Raw genomic sequence first — 21,360 nt, 5'->3', positions numbered from 1 at the left:
GCCAACTTGAGTCAACGTGGTCCTGGCCCGGCGTGGGCGGGGCGTACGGAAGGAGAGCCAAGGCCGATGAGAGGGTGAGCGCTGCAGCGACGGCTTTCACCCGGCGTCGATGACGCGGTAGTGCAGACGGCCGATGTGGAGTGCGCCGCACCTGCACCGGTACGGTCTCAGCAGCTCGCCGTGCTGTCTGCGGTGGGCTTCGCAGACGATCTCCGCCTCACGGCAGGTGAGGTACACCCGTTTGTCGAGCCGAGGGCACTTCACCGGCATGCTGTCCAGCAGCCTGCGACGGTGGGCTTTCGCGCACTCCCTGCTGTGGTACGTCGGCGGGGTGTGCACCACCGGATGCCCGACCGCCTTCCACCGGAACCATCTGCCGCACCCTTCGCAGTGGACGGAGACCGTCATGCCGGCATGCACCTCGCGGAAGAAGCGGGGCCGGTCAGTTGAGCCCTGAGACATCGGTCACTCCCCCGCTGCGAGCCCGTCCAGCCAGGCGATGACCTCCGTCTGGGACACCAGCCGACCCCACGCGTCCCAGCCGACGTGCAGCTGACGGTCGTGGGCGTGCTCCGGCCCGTGCGTGTGACCGTGCAGTAGCGGCAGACCCAGATCCGGCAGGCGGTACTGCCGGTAACGGCATCCGGTGCGCTGCGGCCCGTCGCCCCAGTCCTCGTAGGGAAAATGGCTGAGCAGCAGATCATGGCCGGCGAGCCGTCGACGAGCGAACGGCAGGATTGTGTCGAACACCTCCGCCCAGACGGGCAGACGACGAATCGCCTCCCGGTGCAGGGGTGAAACCGCGTCATGGTTGCCGGTGATCAGATGCTTGCGCCCCGGCAGGCCGTCGACGAGTGCCAGAGTCTCTGCCACTCGGTTCACGCACACGTCGCCGAGGACGAAGACCGTGTCGCGGTCGCTGACTTGAGAGCGCCACTGGCGGACGATGGAAGCGTTCATGGCCTCGACGTCATCGAAACCGCGGAGACCCGCTACCAGCCGGTGGAAGAAGTGCGGGTCCGATGTGTACCAGGTGGCACCGCCTTTGTCTGTGCTCATGACTGACGCCTATGCGCCGTCGGCGTTCTCCAAGGCGATCGGAAACCCGAACCGTTCACGAATGAGCTGGGCCTCAGCGAAATCTGCTGCCCAGATGACGTCACCCGTATCGAGCACATTGCCGTATCGAGGGTGGGTCGGCGGCGACAGCACTGACGCGAGTAGCTGATCCCACCACGGCCGGTCCTCGTCGCTGACCGTGGCGGTCCGGTACAGGTGCCGGGCGGCGTCGCCGGCGTTCACCAGCCGGTTCCTCAGGTTCTCGATCTCGTCCACTCAGGTGTCCATATGCGTACGAGCGGCGATGCATAGGCCACAGTCATGACCGAGACCATCACCCGATTGGAACATGCACTGCAGGGCACTGGGATCGAGAACGCGAGGAGCGCCGGTGGGCTGCCCGCGCAGGCGCTGCGAGACTGGGTCGCCAGCGAGTTCGAACACCGTGGACGAGAGGCTGAGACACTGATGCCGGTGCACGGACGGTTCTACCGGAAACGGATCGATGTCGTCACCGGTTCCGTCGCCGTGCTCTGCACCCGATTCGACGCAGGGTTCAGCAAGAACCTCACGAACCGTCTGGAGGCGCTGATCGGCGCGGCGACGAACCTCCGAGGCGTGATGGACACCATCGGACTGGTCCTACTGGTCTCCGCTTCGCAGCTCGAGTCCTCCCCAACCGCAGCCTCCCGGATGGCCGCCGCACTGGACAGCTTCGACGGGCAGGTGTTCGACTACTCCGCTTTGATCGTCTGGGATGGACTGCAGGTGCTTGACCGGGCGGTGCCGGATGGCCTCTCAGCAGCCTCATTCCATCAACGCATCCTCGCCGTCGACTCCCAGAACGACGGGTGCCGCATCACCTCATAGGCGGCGTCAACGACCGCAGCTGAGACGTTTGAGCCCATCCCCGACAGGACGGAGGTGAGCCTCTCCCCCGGGACGACCGTGCGACCGACGCCGGTGAACGTCTTCGCCCACACGACCACAAGGCAGCTCACCGGCGCGCTCACCCCTGAGCGGCGCAGCATGGACTCCAGAGCATCAGCGTCGTTGCGCGCCTTCACCGCCCACTCCTGATGGTGACCGCCGACATACGCCACCCCGGTGTCATCCACCGTGCAGTCGAACACCGTCGACTTCGTGTTCACGACGACCACCCCGGCACCACCGCACACGACATGGTCCAGATCATGGTCGGGGGCAAGCGGAAGAGAATGCAGCGAACGAACCCCGGTCATGCCGTTCAGCGCCCGGGCGGTGCGCATCTCACCTGCGATGCCGGAGCGTATTCGATCTCGCCGATCCGGGGTGCGGGTTCGCTCTAAGAGCTCCGTGAGCATGAACCCCGGTGGACGCAGAGCAAGATCCCCGGGAATGTCCGCCCTCCCCGCGAGACGTGAGACCAAGACCGCGGTCGCGGCCGTGAGCTGCTCTACACAGCCCGGTGCCGGGTGGAGGTTCCCGGTGACCAAGTCGATGTGCCCGGCCGCTCTTCCGTCACAGTCGACGTAGACGCGTGATGCCGCGCCTTTCGACCAGCCACGGAACGAGAACGATGACATCAGCGCTCCGGCCTCACGTCCGGCGCCAAGATTATGGGTCGGGCAAGAGCGGATGTGTCACTGGTCATGCTCGGCAGTGTGCGCGGGGGCAGTCTTGCTGGCTGAGTCGGTGGGCAGGCCGACGATGTGACCCCAGACGTTCGTGCCGAGCACGGGACGTCTGGCGATGGTCGCGACCAGGACGATGCCGATCGCAGCAGAGGCGAGGGCGAAGAGCACCTTGGAGATCATGAGGGGCGCAGCCCACACCATCGTCTGCAGCACGCCGACCAGCAGGGCAGTCAGAAGGATCACAGACAGGGCGAGCACGAACTCTCCAGCCACACCTCGACGGACGACACGGAAGCGTTCACCGTCGACCTCGGTCTCCGTACCGACGGGAACCGATCCTGCGGGCACTTTTCGCTCAAGCTGCATTATGGCGAGACCAACCTGGTTGCCCGGGTTCTCCAGTGTGACGTCCGAAGTGCGCATGTCTGTCCTCCATCCGACTGCGCGGTGCAGTCACAAGGAGGTGTATGCGGCGGGGTGATGAAAGCACCTTCAAACTGAGAGAACGCTCGTGTGTTCTGAGCATGAGTATCCGCCTAGCCTCCCGATGAAGAAAAGGAGGCTTGAATTATTCGGTGTATCATGCCTTTCGTTGAGCTCACAGCTATCTGCTTGGGCATGGTTTCAGCAGGTCAAGTACCAGGGGGGAATATGGATACAAGTATCATTGCGGCGTTTATCGGGGCTGGATCAGGAGCTGTAGCCGGTCAATTCGGCAGCTTCGTTTACCAGGCCTATAACAAGTCGACGCGTGAAGCGAAGATGTTCACAGTACAGACGGAGTTGACCAAACTCGACAAGGAGCGGAAGAACCGCAATACAGTGGATGGCAAAATCTTCCACAGATTCCACGCCACCTGCATCCGTGAGCAGTTCATCTCCGCTCTGTACAGCAATCCGTGCAATCCATTCGTCTTGGTGTTGCTCGGAATCCTGCTTTCCCTAGCAATGATTTTCGCTCATGCGGGTCAGCCTGACGGGGCGTACTTCTTCGGTGGGTTCTTCCTCTTCTTGCTCACTCTCCTCCTCTGTATTGGTGGTGCACGTTGGGGCCTTCGCCGAAGACTGGACGGCCGCTGCCGCAAGTACAAACCAAGCTGGCTGATGTGTGTGATGACGACGGTGAAGATGACTGAGGACGAGGTCCGATCTCTCTACAAGTTCCTCAGTGCAGAAGATAACGAAGACCAGAAGGCAGTAGAAAACAGCGAACAGGAGGGAGCAGGTAAGGACGACCAAGGGGAAGCATAGATGTCCCCTTCGACTGATCCCAGTATTCTACTGGTTCGAGCCGAGTTCAATTCCTCGGTTGCCCCCGCGCACACGACGATGCATGAGCGAATGTGCACGGAATTATGCGGCAGGTCAGATACCGCGTCCGACGAACTTGACGAACAAGCGCCCGCAGGTCGTGCGAAACACCCGCAAGGACCTCCCCGACCGCGCCTGGCCGTCCGGGGTGACGATCACGTTCATGCACCGGATCGACCAGATCAAGCAGTTCCAGCGTCAGACGGGCCGTTTCCCCCGCGAGGACGATCCCAACGGTCGCTGGATACGCGAGAAGCGCACCGTCGGAGTCACCGTCTCGCAAGGGAAGGTCCTCGACCGTGAGCTGCCAGGGTGGAGACGGAAACCGAAACGCGCTCGGTCACACAGTTTTGAGGAGCACATTGAGGGTCTTCGTCGCTTCATCGCCAAGCACAAGGTACTCCCGAACGACTTTCAGCCGCACGGAATCTTCCTCTCAAACTGTCGTGCCGGGTCGATCGTTCTCACCCCTGAGCGACTGGATCTGCTGGAGGGGCTCCACCCCGACTGGCGTCGCGGTGCGCGGGCGAAGACACCGGGCCAGATCGAGTTCGATCAGACGGTCGCCCAGATCCGTGACTTCCTGCTTCGTGAGGGGCGCTACCCGGCCCCATCCGAGCCGAACGGTGCATGGCTGCAGAACGTACGCGCCAGCCGATGGATCGCTGAGAAACTCACCGACGAGGAGCGGCAGACGCTCGACCGAGAACTGCCAGGCTGGAGCATGAAGCGCCCGATCCGCAACCGCAAACCATTCGAAGAGCATGTCGAAGGGGTCGTGCGATTCCGTGCGAAGAACGGACGGTTCCCATACCGCAGCGAGCCAGAGGGCGTCTGGTTCGCGTCCGTTCGTCGGTACCTCATCATCACCCCGGAGCGCAAAGCGCTCCTTGACGCGAAGCTGCCTGGCTGGGACGGGGAGCTCCCCCGCTCACGGGGCAAGCGAATTCGTCCCAACCTCCGGCTCGTCGCCTGAGAAAGCCGCGGGCTACCAGTCCTGTTCTCTCTGATCAGTAGCCGGCTGTGCAGGAGGTCCTGCAGGAGCAGGCGGCATCGGAGGCGGCGTCAGGCGAGGCGGTGGTCCCGAGCGCTGCTTGAGTGAACCGTCGGCGTTGAATGCTTCGTGCATGAGCCGGTCGGCCTCAGTCTCCTGAGCCTGGGCTGCAGCCGACCGACGGGCCTGCCAGTCCTCCAGCGCACGGCGTCGGGCAGGGGCGCGAACGACGTGTACGGCAACGGATGCCGCCACGACTACGACGACCACGCCGACAAGCGTCCACCAGAACCACGCTGGTACAGCGGAGAGCGCTCTGCCGAGCGCCTGCAGACACGTCCAAGTGAAGGAGAGACCGAGCGCCGTCAACGCAAGGTAGCGCAGCGGCCGGACCTTCCAGACCACCGCGACGACAAGCACGATGATGGCGAAGACGATGAGCAGCAGGAGAGGCATCGTTCACTCCGTCTTCGCGGGCGTTTGAGTGGCTGATGCCTTCTCGTAACCGCTCAGGGTGTCCTGTCGGACGAGCTCTTTGGCGTTCGCTGGTGACCCGGGGTTCGCCGCGGAGTAGTCCAGCGTGTCGTAGTACGCGTTCACGAGAGTCTTGAATGCAGTGTCAATACTCGCAGAAAGCGTGGTCCTGTCCGCAGTGCTCGGCAGATCGAACCCGGACGTCTGCTGGGCCGTGTTCCACGCGTCAATGGCGGTCTTCAGATTGGCTTTCGCCTGAGTCACGGCTGGCGCTGTTTTCGCGGCATTCGCCACGTCGGCCGAGGCTGACCCGAGGTTCACCGGGTCGAGATTGTCGGTGAAGGCCCAGGCTTTGGTGGCCTTCCCGTTGATGGCAGCGGCTTGTGTCTTGAACGCGTCCTCATAGGCGGCGCGGACGTTCCGCGTCTGAAGCTTCGCCTCATCCGTGGGCTGCTGGGCGCTGGACTTCCGATTCTGCAGATCATCCGCGGTGGAGTTCAGCTGGTCGGTGCCGCCGCTGCACTCTGGAACGTCTTCGTCGACTGTGGTGCCGAGGGCTTTCTGGATCGCCGCCTGAGCGTCGGTTCCGGTCTGCCCGATGTCTTCGGCCTTCGCTTGAAGCGCCCGCGACACCTCTTGGTCGGAGCCGATGGTTTGGAAAGACTCGATTGCGGCAGAGAGGTCGTCTCGTGCTTGGTTGCAGTCGGATGCGGCCTGCTGATGCTCCGGCGACTCCGCGCATCCGGCGAGGACCAGAGCGACGCCGAGTGCGGCGGCTGCGACCACTGGTGTGCGGTGCTTCATCGCCGACCTCCGAAGCAGAGCTTACCCACGTAGGCGTACCCGTCGTCGTCGATGGTCTTCGAGTGGCGCATGTCTTTCGCCAGCTGGCTGATCTGCTGGTCCATATCGTCGTAGCCGGTGGTGATGGTGATGTCGAAGTCATCCTTGTGCTGCGAGATGTTCTCGTACGCGTCAGCGAGACGGGAGACCTGGGAGGCGTCGGCATCAGCACGGTGCAGCCGGTACTGGTCGTCGAGGACGACTTGGCAGGCTTCGTCGGTCGTCATCTGCGGTGTGCTGCTGCAACCGGCGAGCCCGGAGGCGGCAGCGAGGATGAGCAGAGGGGCAGCGAATGTTCTTTGTCTAGTGGCAGTCACACCCTAGATGTTACACATGTACCGTAACGGACGTGTTACCACTGCTCGTTGAAGTTCGTGCTCTCGTAGCGTGCTGGGTACTCCCAAGCGGCGCGCTTACCGAGACCACCGAGAAGCGGGGATCTGTAAACGCCCGGAACCGTTGGAGGTGTGTATTCCTCGACTAGGCGGTATCGACCCTCAACCTGCTGGATTGTGACCTCAGGATTGCCATGGACGGGCATGATCACCTTGAACTGGCGAACGGCATCCCTATCGGCTTCGTCGTAGAAGAGCTGTGACTGCCAGAGAATCTTCGACGAGCGGAAGACGACCTCGGCGGTGTTCGGGTTCAGCTGAGCGGCGTTTTCGTGGAACCAGATCTTGTCTGCCGTCTTCTCGACATTTGCCCAGTCAGCCTTCGCCCGGGGGTCGCCGCGATCGAACTTCTCCCCATTGCCCCTCTGTCCACGCCAAGCTTTGGCGACGAACTGAAGGAACAACCGGTGGTCAATATCTGCCTGCTCATCGTGCATGTCGATGAAGTTCAGAATCGCGTTCGGGTGGATCTTCAAAGCAGGGTCGGTCCAGAACCGGTAGAGGCTCTGGGGGTCACGCGGCGCGGCGGGCTTATCCCATGTGGAGCCGGCATAGTATTCGTCGCTGGTCATGAGCGGGTCGATCTCCGGTATCGAGTTGCGGTGCTCGATCCAACGCCCGAGGAAGTCTCGGGGCTGCTGAGCGAGCGCGGTCAGGTCAGCCATAGCCTACGCCCCCTGTGTATTGTCGACCGGCCGGCTCGACTGGGCTCGTTCAGCAGCTGCAGGGGCTTTGCCCCAAGCTGACTTACTATGCTGCTCATACATGTCCATGGCGCTCTTCGCCTGGGCGACCCTACGGTTCGCACCGGCCTGCTTGACCGTCCGGCGAGCAAGGTAGGCACCACCGGCGAGTGCCGCGATGCCGGCGCCACCAGTAGCTGCGCCGACTGCCGTGACCGCTGCGACCTTGCCGACCGTGGCGGCAGCCTGCCACGGGTTCTCCCGAACCTGGGCGATCGCGGTCGACACTGACGATTTCGCAGACTCGAGTGCCGCCGACGAGATGCTGCGCACTTGGTCACGGATCGGCGTGTCAGCATGGTCGGCCTTGTGCGCATTCAGCTGACGCATCGCATCCGAGCGCTGCTGTTTCGCGGCCGCCAGTGACAGTCTGGCCTCATCGCTGCCTCCCAGCGCAGCAAGCCTCTGCCCCATAGTCGGTCCGGTACCGGCGAGGAAGCGCTGTCTCGTGCGGCGTTGAGCGTCGAGCGCGGCAAGCGGATGGGCTGCGTTGGACTCGGCGATCGCTTTCCGGAGCTTGCTCCCCGCGGAGACCGGCAGCTTGTCCTTGTTCGCCTTCGACCACGCGAGCGCGGCAGCGGCCTCCCCTGCGTCAATGCCGGCCTTCCCCAGCTGCTTCGAATGCTTCTTCGACAGGTCAGCTGCCTGGGGTGCGCCCTTCGCTCCGGCGACGGGGGCGGCGTCTTTGAGCTTCTTCGGGCCATTGCCCGCGGAGCCTGCACCGCCCAACCGGCCACCGGTGGCTTTGCTGGCCACCGCGGAACCGGCGCGCTTCGCACCGTTCGCGGCTTTGTTGCCGAGCCATGAGCCGATCCCCGAACCGACCATAGGGCCCGCCCCCGCACCAACCGTCGACCAGGCTTTCGCCCCGCCGAGAGTGAACGGGCTCGGCATCTTCAGCAGCTTGGTGAACACCTGGTGGAGCCCGACCATGGAGAGAATCGGCGCCCACGCCGGCACCTGCATCGCGATGAACGAGGTGAGCAGGTTCGACCCCATGCCGGCCAGCAGGCCGTTGATCGCGAAAGACACCATGCCGGTCATCCACAGGACGACCGCGAGGATCGCTGAAGAGCCTGCGGCGAAGAACTGGTAGCCGAAGAACTGCTTGCCGTAGCGCGCGAGCATCGTGGGGCCGTTCTGCGTGAAGATGGACACCACCATTGCAATGACCAGCACGGCGGTCATGATCATGATCATGACCTTGATGAAGATGATGATGCCGCCGAAGATCACACCGAAGACGATGAAGCAGACGAGCGCGACGACCAGTGCTGTGATCGATTCCATGGTCCCCGACCCGGCGTCAGCCCCGTGCACGGCATCCGAGAAGTTGATGATCGCCGTGCCCTTGTCCAGGTTGGACATGTTCAGGGAATCGGCACGAACGGCGTTGACGTCATCGACGCCCTCCAGCCATTTCTTCACGTTGTCGGCCGGCTTGCCGTTGTCGAAGACGTCGCCGTAGTTTCCGGCGGTCTTGTTGAACATCTTCCAGCACTCTTCGCCCTCTTTGCCGTTCTCCTGCATTGTCTTGAACGACTTGCCCTCAGAGGGTCGGAACACGTCACGGACGTACCAGCTCGAGCCGCCATCGCTGGAGGCGCAGGCCGCCCACGCGAAGATCGCCTGGTCAGTGAGGGTGGAGTCACCCTGATCGAGACGGTTGTTGAGCATCGCCGGCGAATCCCATTTGACGTCGTTCTGCGTGAACCCGGCATGCTGCTTGATCTCCTCCGCAGGCGTGCCTGAGATGAGGTCGAGCCAGGGGGCGTAGACATCGTCGGCGATGAAGTTGCTGCCGCCGAACTGCACACGTTTGTACGCCTGCAGGCCGGATTGCTCCCACAGTCGGCTGATCTGATCGACTTGGGCGTTCGCCTTCCCGTCAGCCAAGTAAGCCTTGTGCATGTTGTCGATGTAGAAACTCGACATGCTGTCCTTCGACCCGCCGAAATCCGGGGTGAGCCCCGTGGTCAGCGACCCGACCGCAGATTGGGCGAGGTTCGACACCGACCCGACCACCTTCGTCGGGGTCATCTTGTCGCTGGTGGCGAAGACCGTGAGGATCATGGCGACACCGAGGATGAACCCGAGTCGCCGCCACGTCTGAGCGCCGGCCTGGCCTTTGCGCTTCTTGTAGAAGGCGGAGATCAGGACGATGATCACCGCGATGATGATGAGGGTCGACCCGCCGACACTTGAGGCGAGGTTCTTCGTCCCCGAGTCGATCGCACCGCTTGCCGCATCAGTCGGGTTGAAGTCGGTGAGCGCGAACTTCAGCAGACCGATCGTCCCGCCCCAGATCGCTTGGGAGATGCCGAGCATCCACGACTGCACCGTCGCCCGGGAGATGGAGCCCATCAGCTCCTGCGCGTTCGTCCAGTCGACGCGTGAGTGGAGGCTCATCGTCGAGCCCAGCCACCGGAACGCCGGGAGGCGATCCTCGAGGCTGTCCGCGTGGGCGACCCCCAGCAGGGCGAACACGAATGACGACATGGCGACCGTCACCCGGAGGGCGAGGTCACGCACCCGCAGTCTGGCTGTACCGAACACTGGCTTCACACCCCATCCGTATGCGTCACATCCATGCGCGGCCTGCGGTCGTGCAGGCGAGGCCGATTCGAGGTGTCCGAAGCATGGAACCGTTTCACGTCCGGGGCTTCACCGCCGATGAATGGTTCGTCGACCAGTCGACGGGAGCTGGGGACGATCCGGGACACGCCGACATCCAGACGCACCGGCTCATTGCACATGGTGAGCACGCCAAGTCTCTTCTTCGCCTTCGCCCGGTCGCGGAACTGCTTGTAGTACTCCTGCTTCAGCCCGGTGGAGCTGCGCTTCGTGAACAGGAAGATCGCTGCCGCAGCGCCGGCCGCAGCGCCCAAGATCGGGCCTCCCGCGGTCAGCAGCACCAGCGGCATTGCCACGATCCCACCGCCGATGGCACCGAGGATGCCGGCCACCCAGGTGCGCTTCGACGCCTCGACCGTCGCGATCACGATCGTGCGGTCCTGGTTGCGTCTGCGCCCGGTCAGCTCCGTCAGCGTGTACATGCTCATGACTGAGATGTATGCGGCGAGACCCACCAGGCGCAGACGCGGATCACCAGATGCCGGCCGAGTTGCCGAGGTTGATGACCAGGTTGATGAGGATGTCGAAGATCCCGAGGAAGATCGGGATGAGCACCTCAGGTGCGATGAGCAGGCCGCCGAGCGCCAGAGCCCACCAGATCGGTTTCGCCTGCTGACCTGCGATGCCGCCAGCACCCTGGGACTTGCGCTTCTCGTAGAGGAACTTCGCGAGGCTGATCACGATCACGACGAAACCGACGATCGTGATCATGGTCATCACGCCGGAGACGCCGGAGAGAGCGCTGGAGACGGACCCCCAGAAGGTCCCCCATTTCGACTGCAGGTTGATGTTCGACGCTGCGTCAGTGATGACCGGCAGGTCGCCGTATCCGATGATGTCCATTCCCGGCCCTCTCGTGGTCGTGCCGCCCATCAGGCGGCCTTCGATGTCTTGATATGCGTAGCAGGAACTCCGGAGGCACGATCGACCGCAATATGCCACATCTGGTCTGCGAGGTCACCGGTGGCGATGAGCCGGTCGGCGATCCGTTTCCGGGCCTCGTCGTCAGGGTTCCCCCACGGCTCGAAGACCTGCGGGTTGTAGAGCGCGCCGGTCCGGAACCGTGCGATCTCCCGGGCGGGCTCACTCACCTGGCTGCGAAGATCTGCGGCCCGACCGATGGACAGCACCGCAGGGGCCGGGATACGCGAGCGCGTGAACGCCTGGTCGAGCTGCTGACCAGTCACCTGTGAGAGGTCGACATGTGCCAGCGGTGTCGTCTCCTCACCGGCGAGCGTGTCCCCCAGCGTGTCGGACCCGTCGTCGAACACGCTCCGGTCGAGGCTCACCGCACGGGTGTCCTCGATGCGGCGGTGGAACCGGTCGCTCGGGCGGTGATTACGGTCATGCCAGTTCTCACGGATGTGAGCGGCCATGCCGTCGATCTCATGGGCGCTCGGGGCTCGCCCGTACAGCTCCCGGAAGGCGTCAGCATCTGTCTTCAGCATGGTCATCGCTTTCGCGTCCTCATGCCGGATGTGGGGGCCGTTCACGTAGCGGCTTGCCACCGCACGTGCGCTCACGTTGATCAGAGCCCCGCTGATGGCTTTCCCGTTGTGCTGTTTCGCCGCCAGATCCAGCAGCAGGTCACCGAGTGCTTCATCCCGGTCACTGCCGGACAGACCCCACTTCGACGCGTAGTTGAAGATCTGCCGGCGTGCGACGTCGAACACCTCAGCATCGCTAAGACCCTCCACTGTACGTTTGGGGCCCAGCCGACGGTACCGGGAGCGTGGCCGCTCCTGAAGGGTGACCTCCGAGGCTGACTGCTCTTTGACAGCGAACTGGCCGGCGTGGCCGGTGGCCTGGTTGCCGCGAGGGTGGAGCGACTCGTCGAAGGTCGTTGCATTCTTGCTCATGCCCTCGGATGTGTGCTGCTGACGTCGGCAGCTGACACATCGTTGGAGAGCGGGCCTGTCTCAAGTGTTCCAGGCTGTACCGCGCTGGGTGCAATCGTTCAACCGACGCGGGAACACTCGCTCGGTGTCGGCCTTCGCTCCCGTCGAACACACTCACTCCGGCTGCGCCTTCGCTCCCGTCAGCCTCGTGTCACCGCTGTCACCGGCTGTCACCGGAGGTGTGGTGACGCTACATCCCGCATTTTTACTGGGCTGTAGGGGGTTGTCACACTGTCACCACACTTTTTCTGATGTCATTAAGAGAGAGAGATATATAGAGGCCCCTCTCCCTCTCTATCTCTCTCATCTGGAGGGGGTCCCCCTATTTTTGCGGTGACGTGGTGACAGACCCCTACAGCCCAGTAAAAATGCGGGATGTAGCGTCACAGCGGTGTGGTGACACGCTGGTGACAGCGGTGACAGGAGGGGAGGCCGGGAGGTTTTGATAGGCTCTCACCGACAGGCGAGAGCCTATCACGAGTTTTTCGGCTGGCTCAACGATTTGGGGAAGATTCCGCGATTTTTCCGAGCCCGGCGACTGCCGGAAGCATGCCCGGGTGGTGCCTGCGGGGTGGTGTCGGTGGCTGTGCGTGGTGTTTCTGGTCTGTGTTGCACGGTTTTTGGTGAGAATTGGTGGTGGATTTCTCAAACCGGTGTTAGGCTCGCAACTAGCGGCGCGAGCCTAACACCGGTTTGAGTTCGCTTTTTGGCTTGTTCAGCCTGCGCTGAACGGCCCCGGTTCCGGGCGGAGATGTGGCGCTCGAACCTGCTGACCATCTCCCCTTCACTGCCTTCCGCGCACATCGCTCTCATGCCTGGAGCCAGCAGTCTCGTCACGAAATACCGCACTCAGCGGATCCCGAAATCGGATGATGTTCTCATCTCCGGCGCCGCATGGGACGGTGATGCGCTGGTCGTTTCGGAGGACACCCTCCGGGAGCACAAGCTGCGTCGCAGGAACTTCTCCGCCAGCGTCTCCAACGCGATGGAAGGCTGCCACGCCAGCTGGGCGGCCGGGCAGATGATGCCGAACCTGATCGACCCGTTTCTCGCCCGTGACGCCGGCTCCTTCGTCCATGACATCTTCGAGCACATGTTCACGACCGCGCCGGAACAGCGGACGAAGGCGACCTACCGTGCTGCACGTGATCGGTTCGCCGCCGATCTCTTCGATGACGACGCCACCCGGCAGCGGTGGGTGGACTACCTCGACACGATCGCTCTCGGGCTCTGGGAGCTCGAGGACCCGGCCGAGGTGGATGTCTTCGCGACGGAGCTGTCCATCTTCGGACTGCCGATCACGGATGCCGCTGTGCCGATCGTCGGGTTCCTCGACCGGGTCTCCATCCTCGGCCGTGAAGGCGGGTTCGTCATCCCCTCCATTGACGACTACAAGACCGGCAAATGGTCTTCGCAGCAGAAGCTGCGCCGGTACGGCGACCACTACGGCGACCAACTGCGCTCCTACGCTCTGGCGCTGCGCACGATCGTCCGCCACCGTGACGAAGCGTGGTTCAAGGAACAGTACGCCAAGGAGCGCGACCGCTGGATGTGGGAGATCGCGGACCCCGTGCAGGCGAACCTGCTGTACACGATGGTCGGGCGCAGCCGCAGCGTCGACCTCTCCCCCGACGCCTTGGAACAGACTGCGGCGAAACTCTCCGAGAACTGGGCGACGCACAACAGACTCGCCGACACACGAAGCTACGACACCACAACCGGCCCCCTGTGCGGATGGTGCCCGCTGGTCGCGGTCTGCCCTGCAGCCGCAGCGGAGGGTCGTGTCGCCAGTGACCGGGCACCGGGGTTGCCGAGCGCGCGTCAGATCGACCTCCCGCTGCTGTCCGCGTGCGGCATCACCCGTGGCGGTGTTCCCGCGCACAGGGGCACTGAGAGCGAAAGGAAGCCCACCATGACCGAACAGACCACCGCGGAACCTCAGGCGAAACCTGCACCACCGACCAGACACCTCAGTGAGGGCAAACCGTGGGATGAGATGCTCAACGACGACCTGAACATCGGGTCATATGCCGCACAGGGGGCGTTCGCGATCCTGAACCGAGCGACCGCTGCTCTCAAGCAGGCGTACCCGGGGCAGTCGATCAAGAAGGCCCAGATCGAGACTCTCGCAGTGCTGTTGGCGAAGATCGTGCGCGCCGGTGAACGCCACGTCACCGGTCGGTTCTCTTGGCAGTCGTCGGCGAACACACGGGTGCGCGGCCTGCTGTTCACCGTGATGGAGTCGACCCCGCTTCCCGTCGGCGGCGACGCTGACGGCTGGCGCGCCTGGGCGAAGAAGGTGCGCAAGAACGTGATCGTCCTGATCGACGAGAGCCTGTGGCTCTGGGACCGCGGAGACACGCTCCCCGACACGGATTTCAGCGTGTTCGAGGCGCTCCCCCAGCCGGGCCCGTTCGACACCCAGCTCGGCAACGCCGCATAGCCAATCAGAGACAGACCACTAGGAGAGCACACCATGGCAGACCAGATCACCAAGACCCTGATCATCCTCGACGCGATGCGCAGCACGCCCGACATCGACGGGGAGACCCGACGCGAGCACGACGCCCGCGTGAAAGCTCGCATCTACGAGCTGACCGCGAAACTCAGCGGAGAGAACAACCCGATCGTCGCGGCAGCTGACGCCCTCGAGAACTGCGACGTCTTCACCGCGGTCGTCGGCCTCGTCAAGAAGGAGAAGAGCTCGACCCGAGGGCTCGTCTACCTGATCCAGCAGCCAACCGAGTGGACGCAGCATGACCTGCTGGAGAAGGTGCACAAGGGCTTCCTCACCGACCGGAAGGGGTTCAGCTTCCCGGAGGGGACCGAGATGATCCGCACTGACCGCACCGACACCCCCGAGGGCATGATCGTTGCGAAGCAGGCGTCGGCGCTCGTCGGCCACAAGGTCATCGTGTTCAAAGCCCACGAGACCCTCAAGACCGATGCGAACCGGAAGGTGAAGATCCTCCGGCACCTCGTCGACCTCGGTGACACCGGCGAGTTCCACAAGGACTGACCACCGTCGAACCCAGCAGAGGCCGTGCCATCCAGGTGGTGCGGCCTCTCGCATAGGTCGTTCCAGCACGAACGTCGACCAGTCCCAAGGAGGACACATGACCACCAGACGCGCCCTCGCGGTTGCAGCGCTCCTGATCGCAGGCACGGCAGCGACCGTGACAGGATGTGCAGCAGACTCCCCCGCCGTGGACGACCAGTCGACCAGCAGCGGTCTGGCAACGCCGTTAGAGGTGGTCGTAGACTTCAGCTCCGCAGTTGAGGCGCACGACTGCGACCAGATGGCGGCGCTGGTCGTGCCGGGTCAGAAGATCGCCGACATGCTCATCAGCTCCTGCCGATCAGACAGCGGTGACTCATCGGCTGATGCCTCACTGACCGTTGTGTCCGAGCAGACAGACGGGGACACCGCCGTCGTCCAGGCGAAAGACGCTGAAGGACGAGTCGGTGACATCGAACTCACCCGTGAGAACGCAGACTCCGCGTGGCTGATCGACCTGACTGCGACCGCGCAGAAGTCACTGGGCACAGCGACGGCGCAGCCTTCCCCCGAGAACTGACGACGCCCACACGGCATGAGAACAGCGACTCTGAAGCCGGATCGACGCACCCCGACCGTCGAACTGCGCTTCGCGAAGAACGAGAGGCACCGTGGACGCCCGCTGATCGACTTCCTCCGCAAGCATCTGTCGGGCGCGATCTGGTGGAACGGCCAGGCATGGGAGACGAACGGCATCGGGGCCTCCCCGAAAGCCCTTCTCAAGCATTGGGGATTCACCCTGACCGAACCGTTCGACTCCGGGCTCACCCCTGTCTCGAAGCTGTCGAAGAACAAGCGGCACGTCCTCGTCCGACCCATGCTGGTTGGTCGAACCGCCTGCCAGGAGCTGCTCGGCCTGTCCGCTGCATGGGATCAGAAGCGTGGGCTGTTCCTTCTTCCCATCGCCGATGTATGCCCCGATGGGAATACTCCGATCGCTGGGGTCCGGTTCTCCGAAGAAGCACTTCAGCTCTGCCGAATGCGTCATGCCGAGAGCACCAGCCCATCGAAGGAGCTGCAAGAAGCGCTTGTGCGCGCATCGACGGCGATCAGCCCGCGGCACCTCAGCAGAGCCGACCGTGACCTCATGGTGAGCACCGTCGGACGCCTCCCCGATTGGTTCGGCATCGACCTGTTCGGCTACCAGAAAGTCGGTGCCATGGCTGTCGCCTGTGGGCGCAGACTCCTCGCAGATGAGCCCGGCGTTGGTAAGAGTTTTTGCTCCCTCGCGGCCGCTGTTCTGATGGGTGCACGACGCATCCTCGTGGTCTCTCCCCCGCTGGCGATCACCAACTGGATGCGCGAGCTCGAACGGTGCGGCATCGAGTCTTCGGACGCGACCGTCCGAAACTTCGCTCTTCTGCCGCCGGCGGATTCCCGCAAGCGCTGGGTGACACCACCGACGGACCGATCAGATCGACCGGTGGCGGTCGTGGTCGCTGACAGTCTGCTGGCGCAGAGGGAAGGTCTCGCACTGACGCTCACCGAATGGGGGCCGGACGTCGTCATCTGGGACGAAGCGCACCGGGGAAAGACCTACGGCTCCCGACGCAGCGAAGCGGTCCTCCAGCTGACTCACGACTGCAGGGCGCAGGGCATCGCCGTGACCGGTACGCCAATGCTGAAGTCGCCGGCGGAGCTCGCGCCGCTGATGGAGTTCACCGGTCAGGACGTCTCCGTGTTCGGCGGGCTCCGGCAACTGCTCGACCACACCTGCACACTCGACCGGTACGGGCGTCTGCGGCCCTCCCGCAAAGGGGAGGACTGGCTGCAACAGAAGCTGTCCGGGGAGGTGATGATCCGCCGCACCAAAGCGCAGGTGAGTCCCCAGCTGCCGCCAAAGCACCGGTATCCGATCTACGTGGACGCACCGATGGCGGAGTTCAACCGGGCGCACAAGGAGATCAACCAGAAGATCGACACGTGGCTGAAGGAGTGGCGCAAGCAGCACGGGGCCCTCCCCGACCACGAGGCGATCCTCGACTACGCGACCGGCAACCTCGGGTACATCTCACAGCTGCGACGCGCTGCCGGTGTCTGCAAAGTTCCCGTCGCGGAGGAGATGATTGCCAGCCACATCGCTCAGACACGGTCTGATGACGGCACCTTCAGTGACCCGCTGATCGTCTGGACTCACCACAAGGAGGTCACTGAGGCGCTGGCGGCGAAAGTGCCTGACATCGACGGTGCGGCGATGATCATCGGCGGCATGAACCGGCAGCATCGCGATCATCTGATCGACGAGTTCCAAGCCGGTCGTGTCGGGGCACTCGTCTGCTCCACACATGCGGCCGGTGTGGCGATCACACTCACCCGGTGCCACAGCATGCTGTTCGTGGAGACCGACTGGACCCCTGGGATCGTCGTCCAGGCGGAAGACCGGGCCCACCGCACCGGCCAGACCGCAGACCAGGTGTCCATCGGCACCTTGGTCTGCCAGGGGACGCTCGACCCTATCGTGCAGGCGACGCTGCATCGGAAGGCGCAGTTCCTCGACGCGACCATCGGCGGCGACAACAGCGTCTACGTCGACGAGGACGACGATCTCACAGCTACGGACGTGCTCGTGAACCTGATTCAGGCTCGGGTTGATCAGATGACGTCACATGTCAGAGGGTGATCTCCGGCCCAAGCTGGGGCTTCTGCGCGTACCGACCGTCTGAGGTGCGGGCTGCATAGATGGGTGCCGTAGATAGCAGCCAATGGACAAAACCCGTTCATTCTCTTCGACTATGCGTGACGCATGATACGGTACGCCTGTAACCAAAAGGGAGGAAACCTGCATGACACTCACACGGACAAATCTCATCAAAGCGCTGATCGCAATGGTCTGCGCAGCCCTCGTTGGTCTCGGCATGGTCAGCCCGGCCACCGCCGCAGAGAATGATCAAAGCACAACCAAGGTACAGCTGCTGACGTCATCCGGAGCGCTCCAGGAGGCTGCAGCGCACGCTGGAGTCTCGACGGAGTTCTTGGCCGCGAACCTCGTTGATGTCGTAGACCTGCAGCAGGCTCGGGAGATCTCGACTCAGGAGCATGCAAAGGTGCTGCCGGACTCAACGCCTTCACTGAGCTGCCAGCCATCTGAAGGTCAGGTCACAACTTACGGTTGGGGTATCCACTGTGCACGTGCCTGGGCCGGGTATGGGCTGTACACCATCTGGGGCACAGCAATCTGCGGACTGGCCGCAGCTGGCTCCGTTGGAGCACTGGGTATCCCCTGCGAACTGCTGTTAGCGGCTGGCAGCGGAGCCATCGACTGGAACTCGGTCTGCTGAGGCCACTATGAGGAAGCGCATTCTGTGGGTGGTTGCGGTGCTTGCGCTCTCCTCGTATGTCGCTCTATTCGTTGGATGTCTGATCGGTGGCGGTGGTGCACAGCAGTTCATCAACATGCTCCTGCCACACACCTTCGTCATGGTTCCATGCGCCGCAGCTGTGGGGTGGTGGAGCATCCATCGAAATCGATAGGCACAGAGCCCCGGAGCCCTGCTGACAGCAAGATGGCGAGTCAGAGAAGGCCTCGGGGCTCTGAGTCCCTACTGGCGCCAGTGTCGGTGGCGCATCTTGCAGGTCGCCGGATGAAGCTGCGCGTCGACGTCCACCGTGAGTGATGAATCTGCACGGGGATACCGTGACAGCACCCTCGTCTTGGTGCGGTGAATTCACTCAGTCCTCGGCTGTCACGTTAGGCTCAAGCCATGTGTGGACGAATCGTGCAGGCGAAGACCAGTGACTACGTCGCTCTGTTCGACGTCGCCCAAGTCGAAGGTTCCGGTTTTGAGCCGTCGTGGAATCTGAAGCCGACGCAGGATGCGCTGATCGTGCTCGACGGCGACAAGGACGGGGTTCGCCGTCTCGTCCCGGCGCGCTGGTCACTGGTTCCGACATGGTCGAAGACCCTGAAGCTGAAGTTCCCGACATTCAACGCTCGCATCGAGACCGCCGGGCAGAAGCCGACGTTCCGCGCCTCGATGACACGACGACGCTGCATCTTCCCCATCGACGGATACTACGAGTGGCAGACCGCTGGCAAGTCGAAGACCCCCTTCTATGTGCATCGCGACGAGCCGTTCGGACTCGCAGGCCTCTACAGCTGGTGGCATGACCCTGCAGCCAGTGCCGACGACGGCTGGGCGCTGACTGCGACAGTCCTCACCCAGGATGCCGCTGCCCCGCTCGCGTGGTTGCATGACCGCATGCCGGTGACCATTGAGCGCACCCTCGTCGACGCGTGGCTGGACCCCGAGGCCGACGGCAACGCCTTGACCGGGGAGCTGACCCGTTCGAGCATCGAGACCGCTGGATCGCTCGCTTGGCATGAGGTCGCACCGCTGAAAGGAAACGGCCCGGAGCTCACTGCGGCACTCTGAAAGCGGTCACTGCCGCCAGTAGCGGTCTTTCATCTCAAACGTCACCGGGCGTAGCTGCACATCGGCGGAGCAGGAGATGCGGTCGCCGAAACTGATTTTCGTCTTCGGCACGGTCATTTCGTTGCCGTCTCCGACGCCGTCGGTGAGCGTGGGGTCGGCGCGGTCGTTTCTCGTGCATGTCCAGTTGTACTTGTACCAGGCCGGTGAGGAGCCTGCGACATCGACCCGGTACTTCAGGTCCGATCCGCTGAGGAACACTCGGCTGTCGGTGCTCTGCGTCTCCCCCGGTGCTGCGTCGACCGAAGCGGAGTTCGACCCTGAGCTCACCGAGGCCGTGAACTTCGGGTCATCACCGCGTGCATCGGATGGTGCTTTCACTGTGGCGCTGGCCTTCGTTACCAAGAACCCGAAGATGGCACCGTTCGGGGTGTCCGCGCGAATCTCCTGATCGATGTACCCGGGCGCGTAGCTGTAATAGAGGATGTTCCCGGACTTCTGCACGTCGTACTGCATGAACGGCCAGAACGGCCCGTTGACCTGATGCATGGTGCCGCCGGCAGGTCCGGTGCAGGTGACGAGCAGCCCGGTGGTCTGCGTGCGGGTGTCGTCGCAGCCTCGACCTGTCCCTCCCTGCAGCGATGCGAGCTTCGTCAAGGTCTTATCGGACCGGAACATGACCGTCTCGCCGGCCTCCGTGGACTCCGAGTCACCGGTCACAAAAGCGTAGTCCGGAACGGGAGCGCCAGTCGGGTCGGTGACCGTAATCGAATCGATCCTCATGGAGACGCCGGAGCCCTGCTGACCGTGGAACAGCAGGGCAGGCTGGCCAGCGATCGATTCGAAGCCGGTGTTGCCGAGACCTGCGGCGTAGTAAGTCGGAACGGGCAGTGACGACACCGGTGCCCGTTTACGGCCGCTGGCGTCCCGGATCTTGAACTTGAACTTCGCGACATACCCGCCATCGAGGTTCAGCGTCATGTCCTGACCTGCGGTGCTGCGAGCCTGGGCTTCGTCGAACTTCGACATGTCGATCCAGCAGACAGAGTCCCGGTATGGGTTGTCGCCGGTCTGCGCGTAGGAGCAGCCTTCGTCGCCTGGCAGTCCGACGTTGTAGAGAGCTTGGGAGACCGTCACCTGACCTCCGGCGTCCACGGTGATGGAGCCATGTTCGAAGTTCACATAGGAGCCGCCGACGGGGTTGCCCTTGCCACTGCTGCTGTCCATGACCGGGTAGCCGAGCCAGCCGTTCTCGTATCCGGTCTTCCCGTAGGCGTCGATGATTCGCCAGTCAGTGACCGAGCCCTGCGTGTACGTCGACGTCCAGATCTCACCGCCGGTGAACGCCGCCCAGCATCCTCCCCGGATGATGCCGCAGTTGATCCCAGTCGTCTGCTGGCCCAGCTTGCCTCCAGCCGCACCCTGGTTTGTGTAGTTGGCTCCGACGTTGGACGAAGCGGTCCCGTAATCCGTGATGTCGGAGCCGAACCGTCCACCACCGGTTGTGACAGCACCTGAACTGTCAACCCGCACCCAGCCGCCCTCGAACTCTTGGACGGTGCCACCGTACCGGGTGGTCTCCTGCGTGATCGGGTATCCGAGCCATCCGTGCTCATAGCCTTGCTGAGCGTACGCACTCAGGATCGGTCCCTGTTTGATGGGTACGCCCACAGGCCAGCTGTCATGGGCGTAGATCAGAGAGTTCTGCGTGTACAGGATCTCACCGTTGTCTTTCAGACCGCTCAGAGACCCGGTTCTGGCCCCGAGGGCGGCCTGATCCGACAGCTGCGTGTACGTGGTGTCCAGCTTCGACTTGGACACTGCGGCAGAAGTCGCGGCAAGCACCGGGGCGGCCTCAGCCTGCGGGGCCGCTGCCGACCCGATCGACAGGGGAACACCGACCATCACCGCAACAGCGGTGGCGACGACAGTTTTCAGCAGAGAGCTCATACCTCAGCTATATGC

At 63.4% G+C, this 21,360-nt stretch carries 23 protein-coding genes; 9 read left to right on the top strand and 14 right to left on the bottom strand.

Annotated elements, in window-relative coordinates; genetic code table 11:
* Positions 1-96 precede the first annotated feature (96 nt).
* Genes F8O07_RS06990 through F8O07_RS06980 form a run of 3 tightly spaced genes read right to left on the bottom strand, consistent with a single transcriptional unit; the run spans position 97 to position 1,335 of the window.
* Complete coding sequence (locus F8O07_RS06990; protein ID WP_158031365.1) at positions 97-408, bottom strand: hypothetical protein; 312 nt, start codon at positions 406-408, stop codon at positions 97-99.
* Positions 409-465: 57 nt separating this feature from the next.
* Positions 466-1,059, bottom strand: coding sequence for a metallophosphoesterase family protein (locus F8O07_RS06985; RefSeq protein ID WP_158031364.1), 594 nt, complete (start codon positions 1,057-1,059; stop codon positions 466-468).
* 9 nt (positions 1,060-1,068) lie between these two features.
* Positions 1,069-1,335, bottom strand: a complete 267-nt coding sequence (locus F8O07_RS06980) for a hypothetical protein (RefSeq protein WP_158031363.1) — start codon at positions 1,333-1,335, stop codon at positions 1,069-1,071.
* 45 nt (positions 1,336-1,380) lie between these two features.
* Here F8O07_RS06980 and F8O07_RS06975 point away from each other — a divergent pair, with 45 nt between their 5' ends.
* Positions 1,381-1,929: a hypothetical protein gene (locus tag F8O07_RS06975; protein ID WP_158031362.1), complete on the top strand. Its 549-nt coding sequence runs from the start codon at positions 1,381-1,383 to the stop codon at positions 1,927-1,929.
* On the opposite strand, the gene F8O07_RS06970 is transcribed toward F8O07_RS06975, so the two are convergent.
* On the bottom strand, positions 1,875-2,624 hold the full coding sequence (locus F8O07_RS06970; RefSeq protein ID WP_158031361.1) for an NERD domain-containing protein: 750 nt from the start codon (positions 2,622-2,624) through the stop codon (positions 1,875-1,877). The two genes, F8O07_RS06975 and F8O07_RS06970, sit on opposite strands and share 55 nt — an antisense overlap.
* A 57-nt stretch (positions 2,625-2,681) precedes the next feature.
* Entirely contained in the window at positions 2,682-3,098 is a 417-nt protein-coding gene (locus F8O07_RS06965; protein ID WP_158031360.1) for a hypothetical protein, read from the bottom strand.
* A gap of 228 nt (positions 3,099-3,326) precedes the next feature.
* On the opposite strand from F8O07_RS06965, the gene F8O07_RS06960 reads away from it, so the two are divergent.
* Together F8O07_RS06960 and F8O07_RS06955 are read left to right on the top strand one after the other, a co-directional pair.
* Positions 3,327-3,926, top strand: coding sequence for a hypothetical protein (locus tag F8O07_RS06960; protein WP_158031359.1), 600 nt, complete (start codon positions 3,327-3,329; stop codon positions 3,924-3,926).
* 136 nt (positions 3,927-4,062) lie between these two features.
* A complete protein-coding gene (locus tag F8O07_RS06955; RefSeq protein WP_158031358.1) occupies positions 4,063-4,962 on the top strand; it encodes a hypothetical protein in 900 nt (299 codons plus the stop codon).
* Between the two features lie 12 nt (positions 4,963-4,974).
* Here F8O07_RS06955 and F8O07_RS06950 read toward each other — a convergent pair whose 3' ends face one another.
* The 8 genes from F8O07_RS06950 to F8O07_RS06915 all read right to left on the bottom strand — a co-directional run bounded on the left by F8O07_RS06950 (position 4,975) and on the right by F8O07_RS06915 (position 11,928).
* The gene (locus F8O07_RS06950; RefSeq protein WP_158031357.1) at positions 4,975-5,436 is read right to left on the bottom strand and encodes a hypothetical protein; all 462 of its coding nucleotides are present in this window, start codon (positions 5,434-5,436) and stop codon (positions 4,975-4,977) included.
* Between the two features lie 3 nt (positions 5,437-5,439).
* A complete protein-coding gene (locus F8O07_RS06945) occupies positions 5,440-6,258 on the bottom strand; it encodes a hypothetical protein (RefSeq protein ID WP_158031356.1) in 819 nt (272 codons plus the stop codon).
* Positions 6,255-6,524 carry a hypothetical protein gene (locus F8O07_RS06940; protein WP_158031355.1) on the bottom strand — a complete coding sequence of 90 codons (270 nt, stop codon included), beginning with the start codon at positions 6,522-6,524 and terminating at the stop codon, positions 6,255-6,257. The genes F8O07_RS06945 and F8O07_RS06940 overlap by 4 nt, the downstream gene beginning before the upstream one ends.
* Positions 6,525-6,649: 125 nt before the next feature.
* Positions 6,650-7,357: a hypothetical protein gene (locus tag F8O07_RS06935; RefSeq protein ID WP_158031354.1), complete on the bottom strand. Its 708-nt coding sequence runs from the start codon at positions 7,355-7,357 to the stop codon at positions 6,650-6,652.
* A 3-nt stretch (positions 7,358-7,360) separates the two neighbouring features.
* Positions 7,361-10,000 carry a hypothetical protein gene (locus F8O07_RS06930; RefSeq protein ID WP_192496684.1) on the bottom strand — a complete coding sequence of 880 codons (2,640 nt, stop codon included), beginning with the start codon at positions 9,998-10,000 and terminating at the stop codon, positions 7,361-7,363.
* Positions 9,997-10,497, bottom strand: a complete 501-nt coding sequence (locus F8O07_RS06925; RefSeq protein ID WP_158031352.1) for a hypothetical protein — start codon at positions 10,495-10,497, stop codon at positions 9,997-9,999. The genes F8O07_RS06930 and F8O07_RS06925 overlap by 4 nt, the downstream gene beginning before the upstream one ends.
* A gap of 43 nt (positions 10,498-10,540) precedes the next feature.
* Entirely contained in the window at positions 10,541-10,942 is a 402-nt protein-coding gene (locus F8O07_RS06920; protein ID WP_158031351.1) for a hypothetical protein, read from the bottom strand.
* Positions 10,942-11,928 carry a hypothetical protein gene (locus F8O07_RS06915; RefSeq protein WP_158031350.1) on the bottom strand — a complete coding sequence of 329 codons (987 nt, stop codon included), beginning with the start codon at positions 11,926-11,928 and terminating at the stop codon, positions 10,942-10,944. Before F8O07_RS06915 ends, F8O07_RS06920 begins: the two co-directional genes overlap by 1 nt.
* Before the next feature lie 850 nt (positions 11,929-12,778).
* Here F8O07_RS06915 and F8O07_RS06910 point away from each other — a divergent pair.
* The 6 genes from F8O07_RS06910 (at position 12,779) to F8O07_RS06885 (ending at position 19,398) form a co-directional block, all read left to right on the top strand.
* Positions 12,779-14,410, top strand: coding sequence for a RecB family exonuclease (locus tag F8O07_RS06910; RefSeq protein ID WP_192496683.1), 1,632 nt, complete (start codon positions 12,779-12,781; stop codon positions 14,408-14,410).
* A 33-nt stretch (positions 14,411-14,443) separates the two neighbouring features.
* Positions 14,444-14,986, top strand: coding sequence for a hypothetical protein (locus F8O07_RS06905; protein ID WP_158031348.1), 543 nt, complete (start codon positions 14,444-14,446; stop codon positions 14,984-14,986).
* A gap of 97 nt (positions 14,987-15,083) precedes the next feature.
* Positions 15,084-15,545 carry a hypothetical protein gene (locus F8O07_RS06900; protein ID WP_158031347.1) on the top strand — a complete coding sequence of 154 codons (462 nt, stop codon included), beginning with the start codon at positions 15,084-15,086 and terminating at the stop codon, positions 15,543-15,545.
* Positions 15,546-15,560: 15 nt separating this feature from the next.
* Entirely contained in the window at positions 15,561-17,645 is a 2,085-nt protein-coding gene (locus F8O07_RS06895) for a DEAD/DEAH box helicase (protein ID WP_158031346.1), read from the top strand.
* A gap of 163 nt (positions 17,646-17,808) precedes the next feature.
* A complete protein-coding gene (locus tag F8O07_RS06890) occupies positions 17,809-18,303 on the top strand; it encodes a hypothetical protein (protein ID WP_158031345.1) in 495 nt (164 codons plus the stop codon).
* Positions 18,304-18,726: 423 nt separating this feature from the next.
* A complete protein-coding gene (locus tag F8O07_RS06885) occupies positions 18,727-19,398 on the top strand; it encodes an SOS response-associated peptidase (protein WP_158031344.1) in 672 nt (223 codons plus the stop codon).
* 6 nt (positions 19,399-19,404) lie between these two features.
* Here F8O07_RS06885 and F8O07_RS06880 read toward each other — a convergent pair whose 3' ends face one another.
* Positions 19,405-21,345, bottom strand: coding sequence for an LGFP repeat-containing protein (locus tag F8O07_RS06880; protein ID WP_158031343.1), 1,941 nt, complete (start codon positions 21,343-21,345; stop codon positions 19,405-19,407).
* Positions 21,346-21,360: the final 15 nt, after the last annotated feature.

It is taken from the genome of Pseudoclavibacter sp. CFCC 13796 (genome assembly GCF_008831185.1).
Taxonomy (GTDB): Bacteria; Actinomycetota; Actinomycetes; order Actinomycetales; family Microbacteriaceae; genus Pseudoclavibacter_A.
The sequence above is the reverse complement of the archived record's forward strand: the minus strand, read 5'-3'. Positions and strand labels throughout refer to the sequence as shown.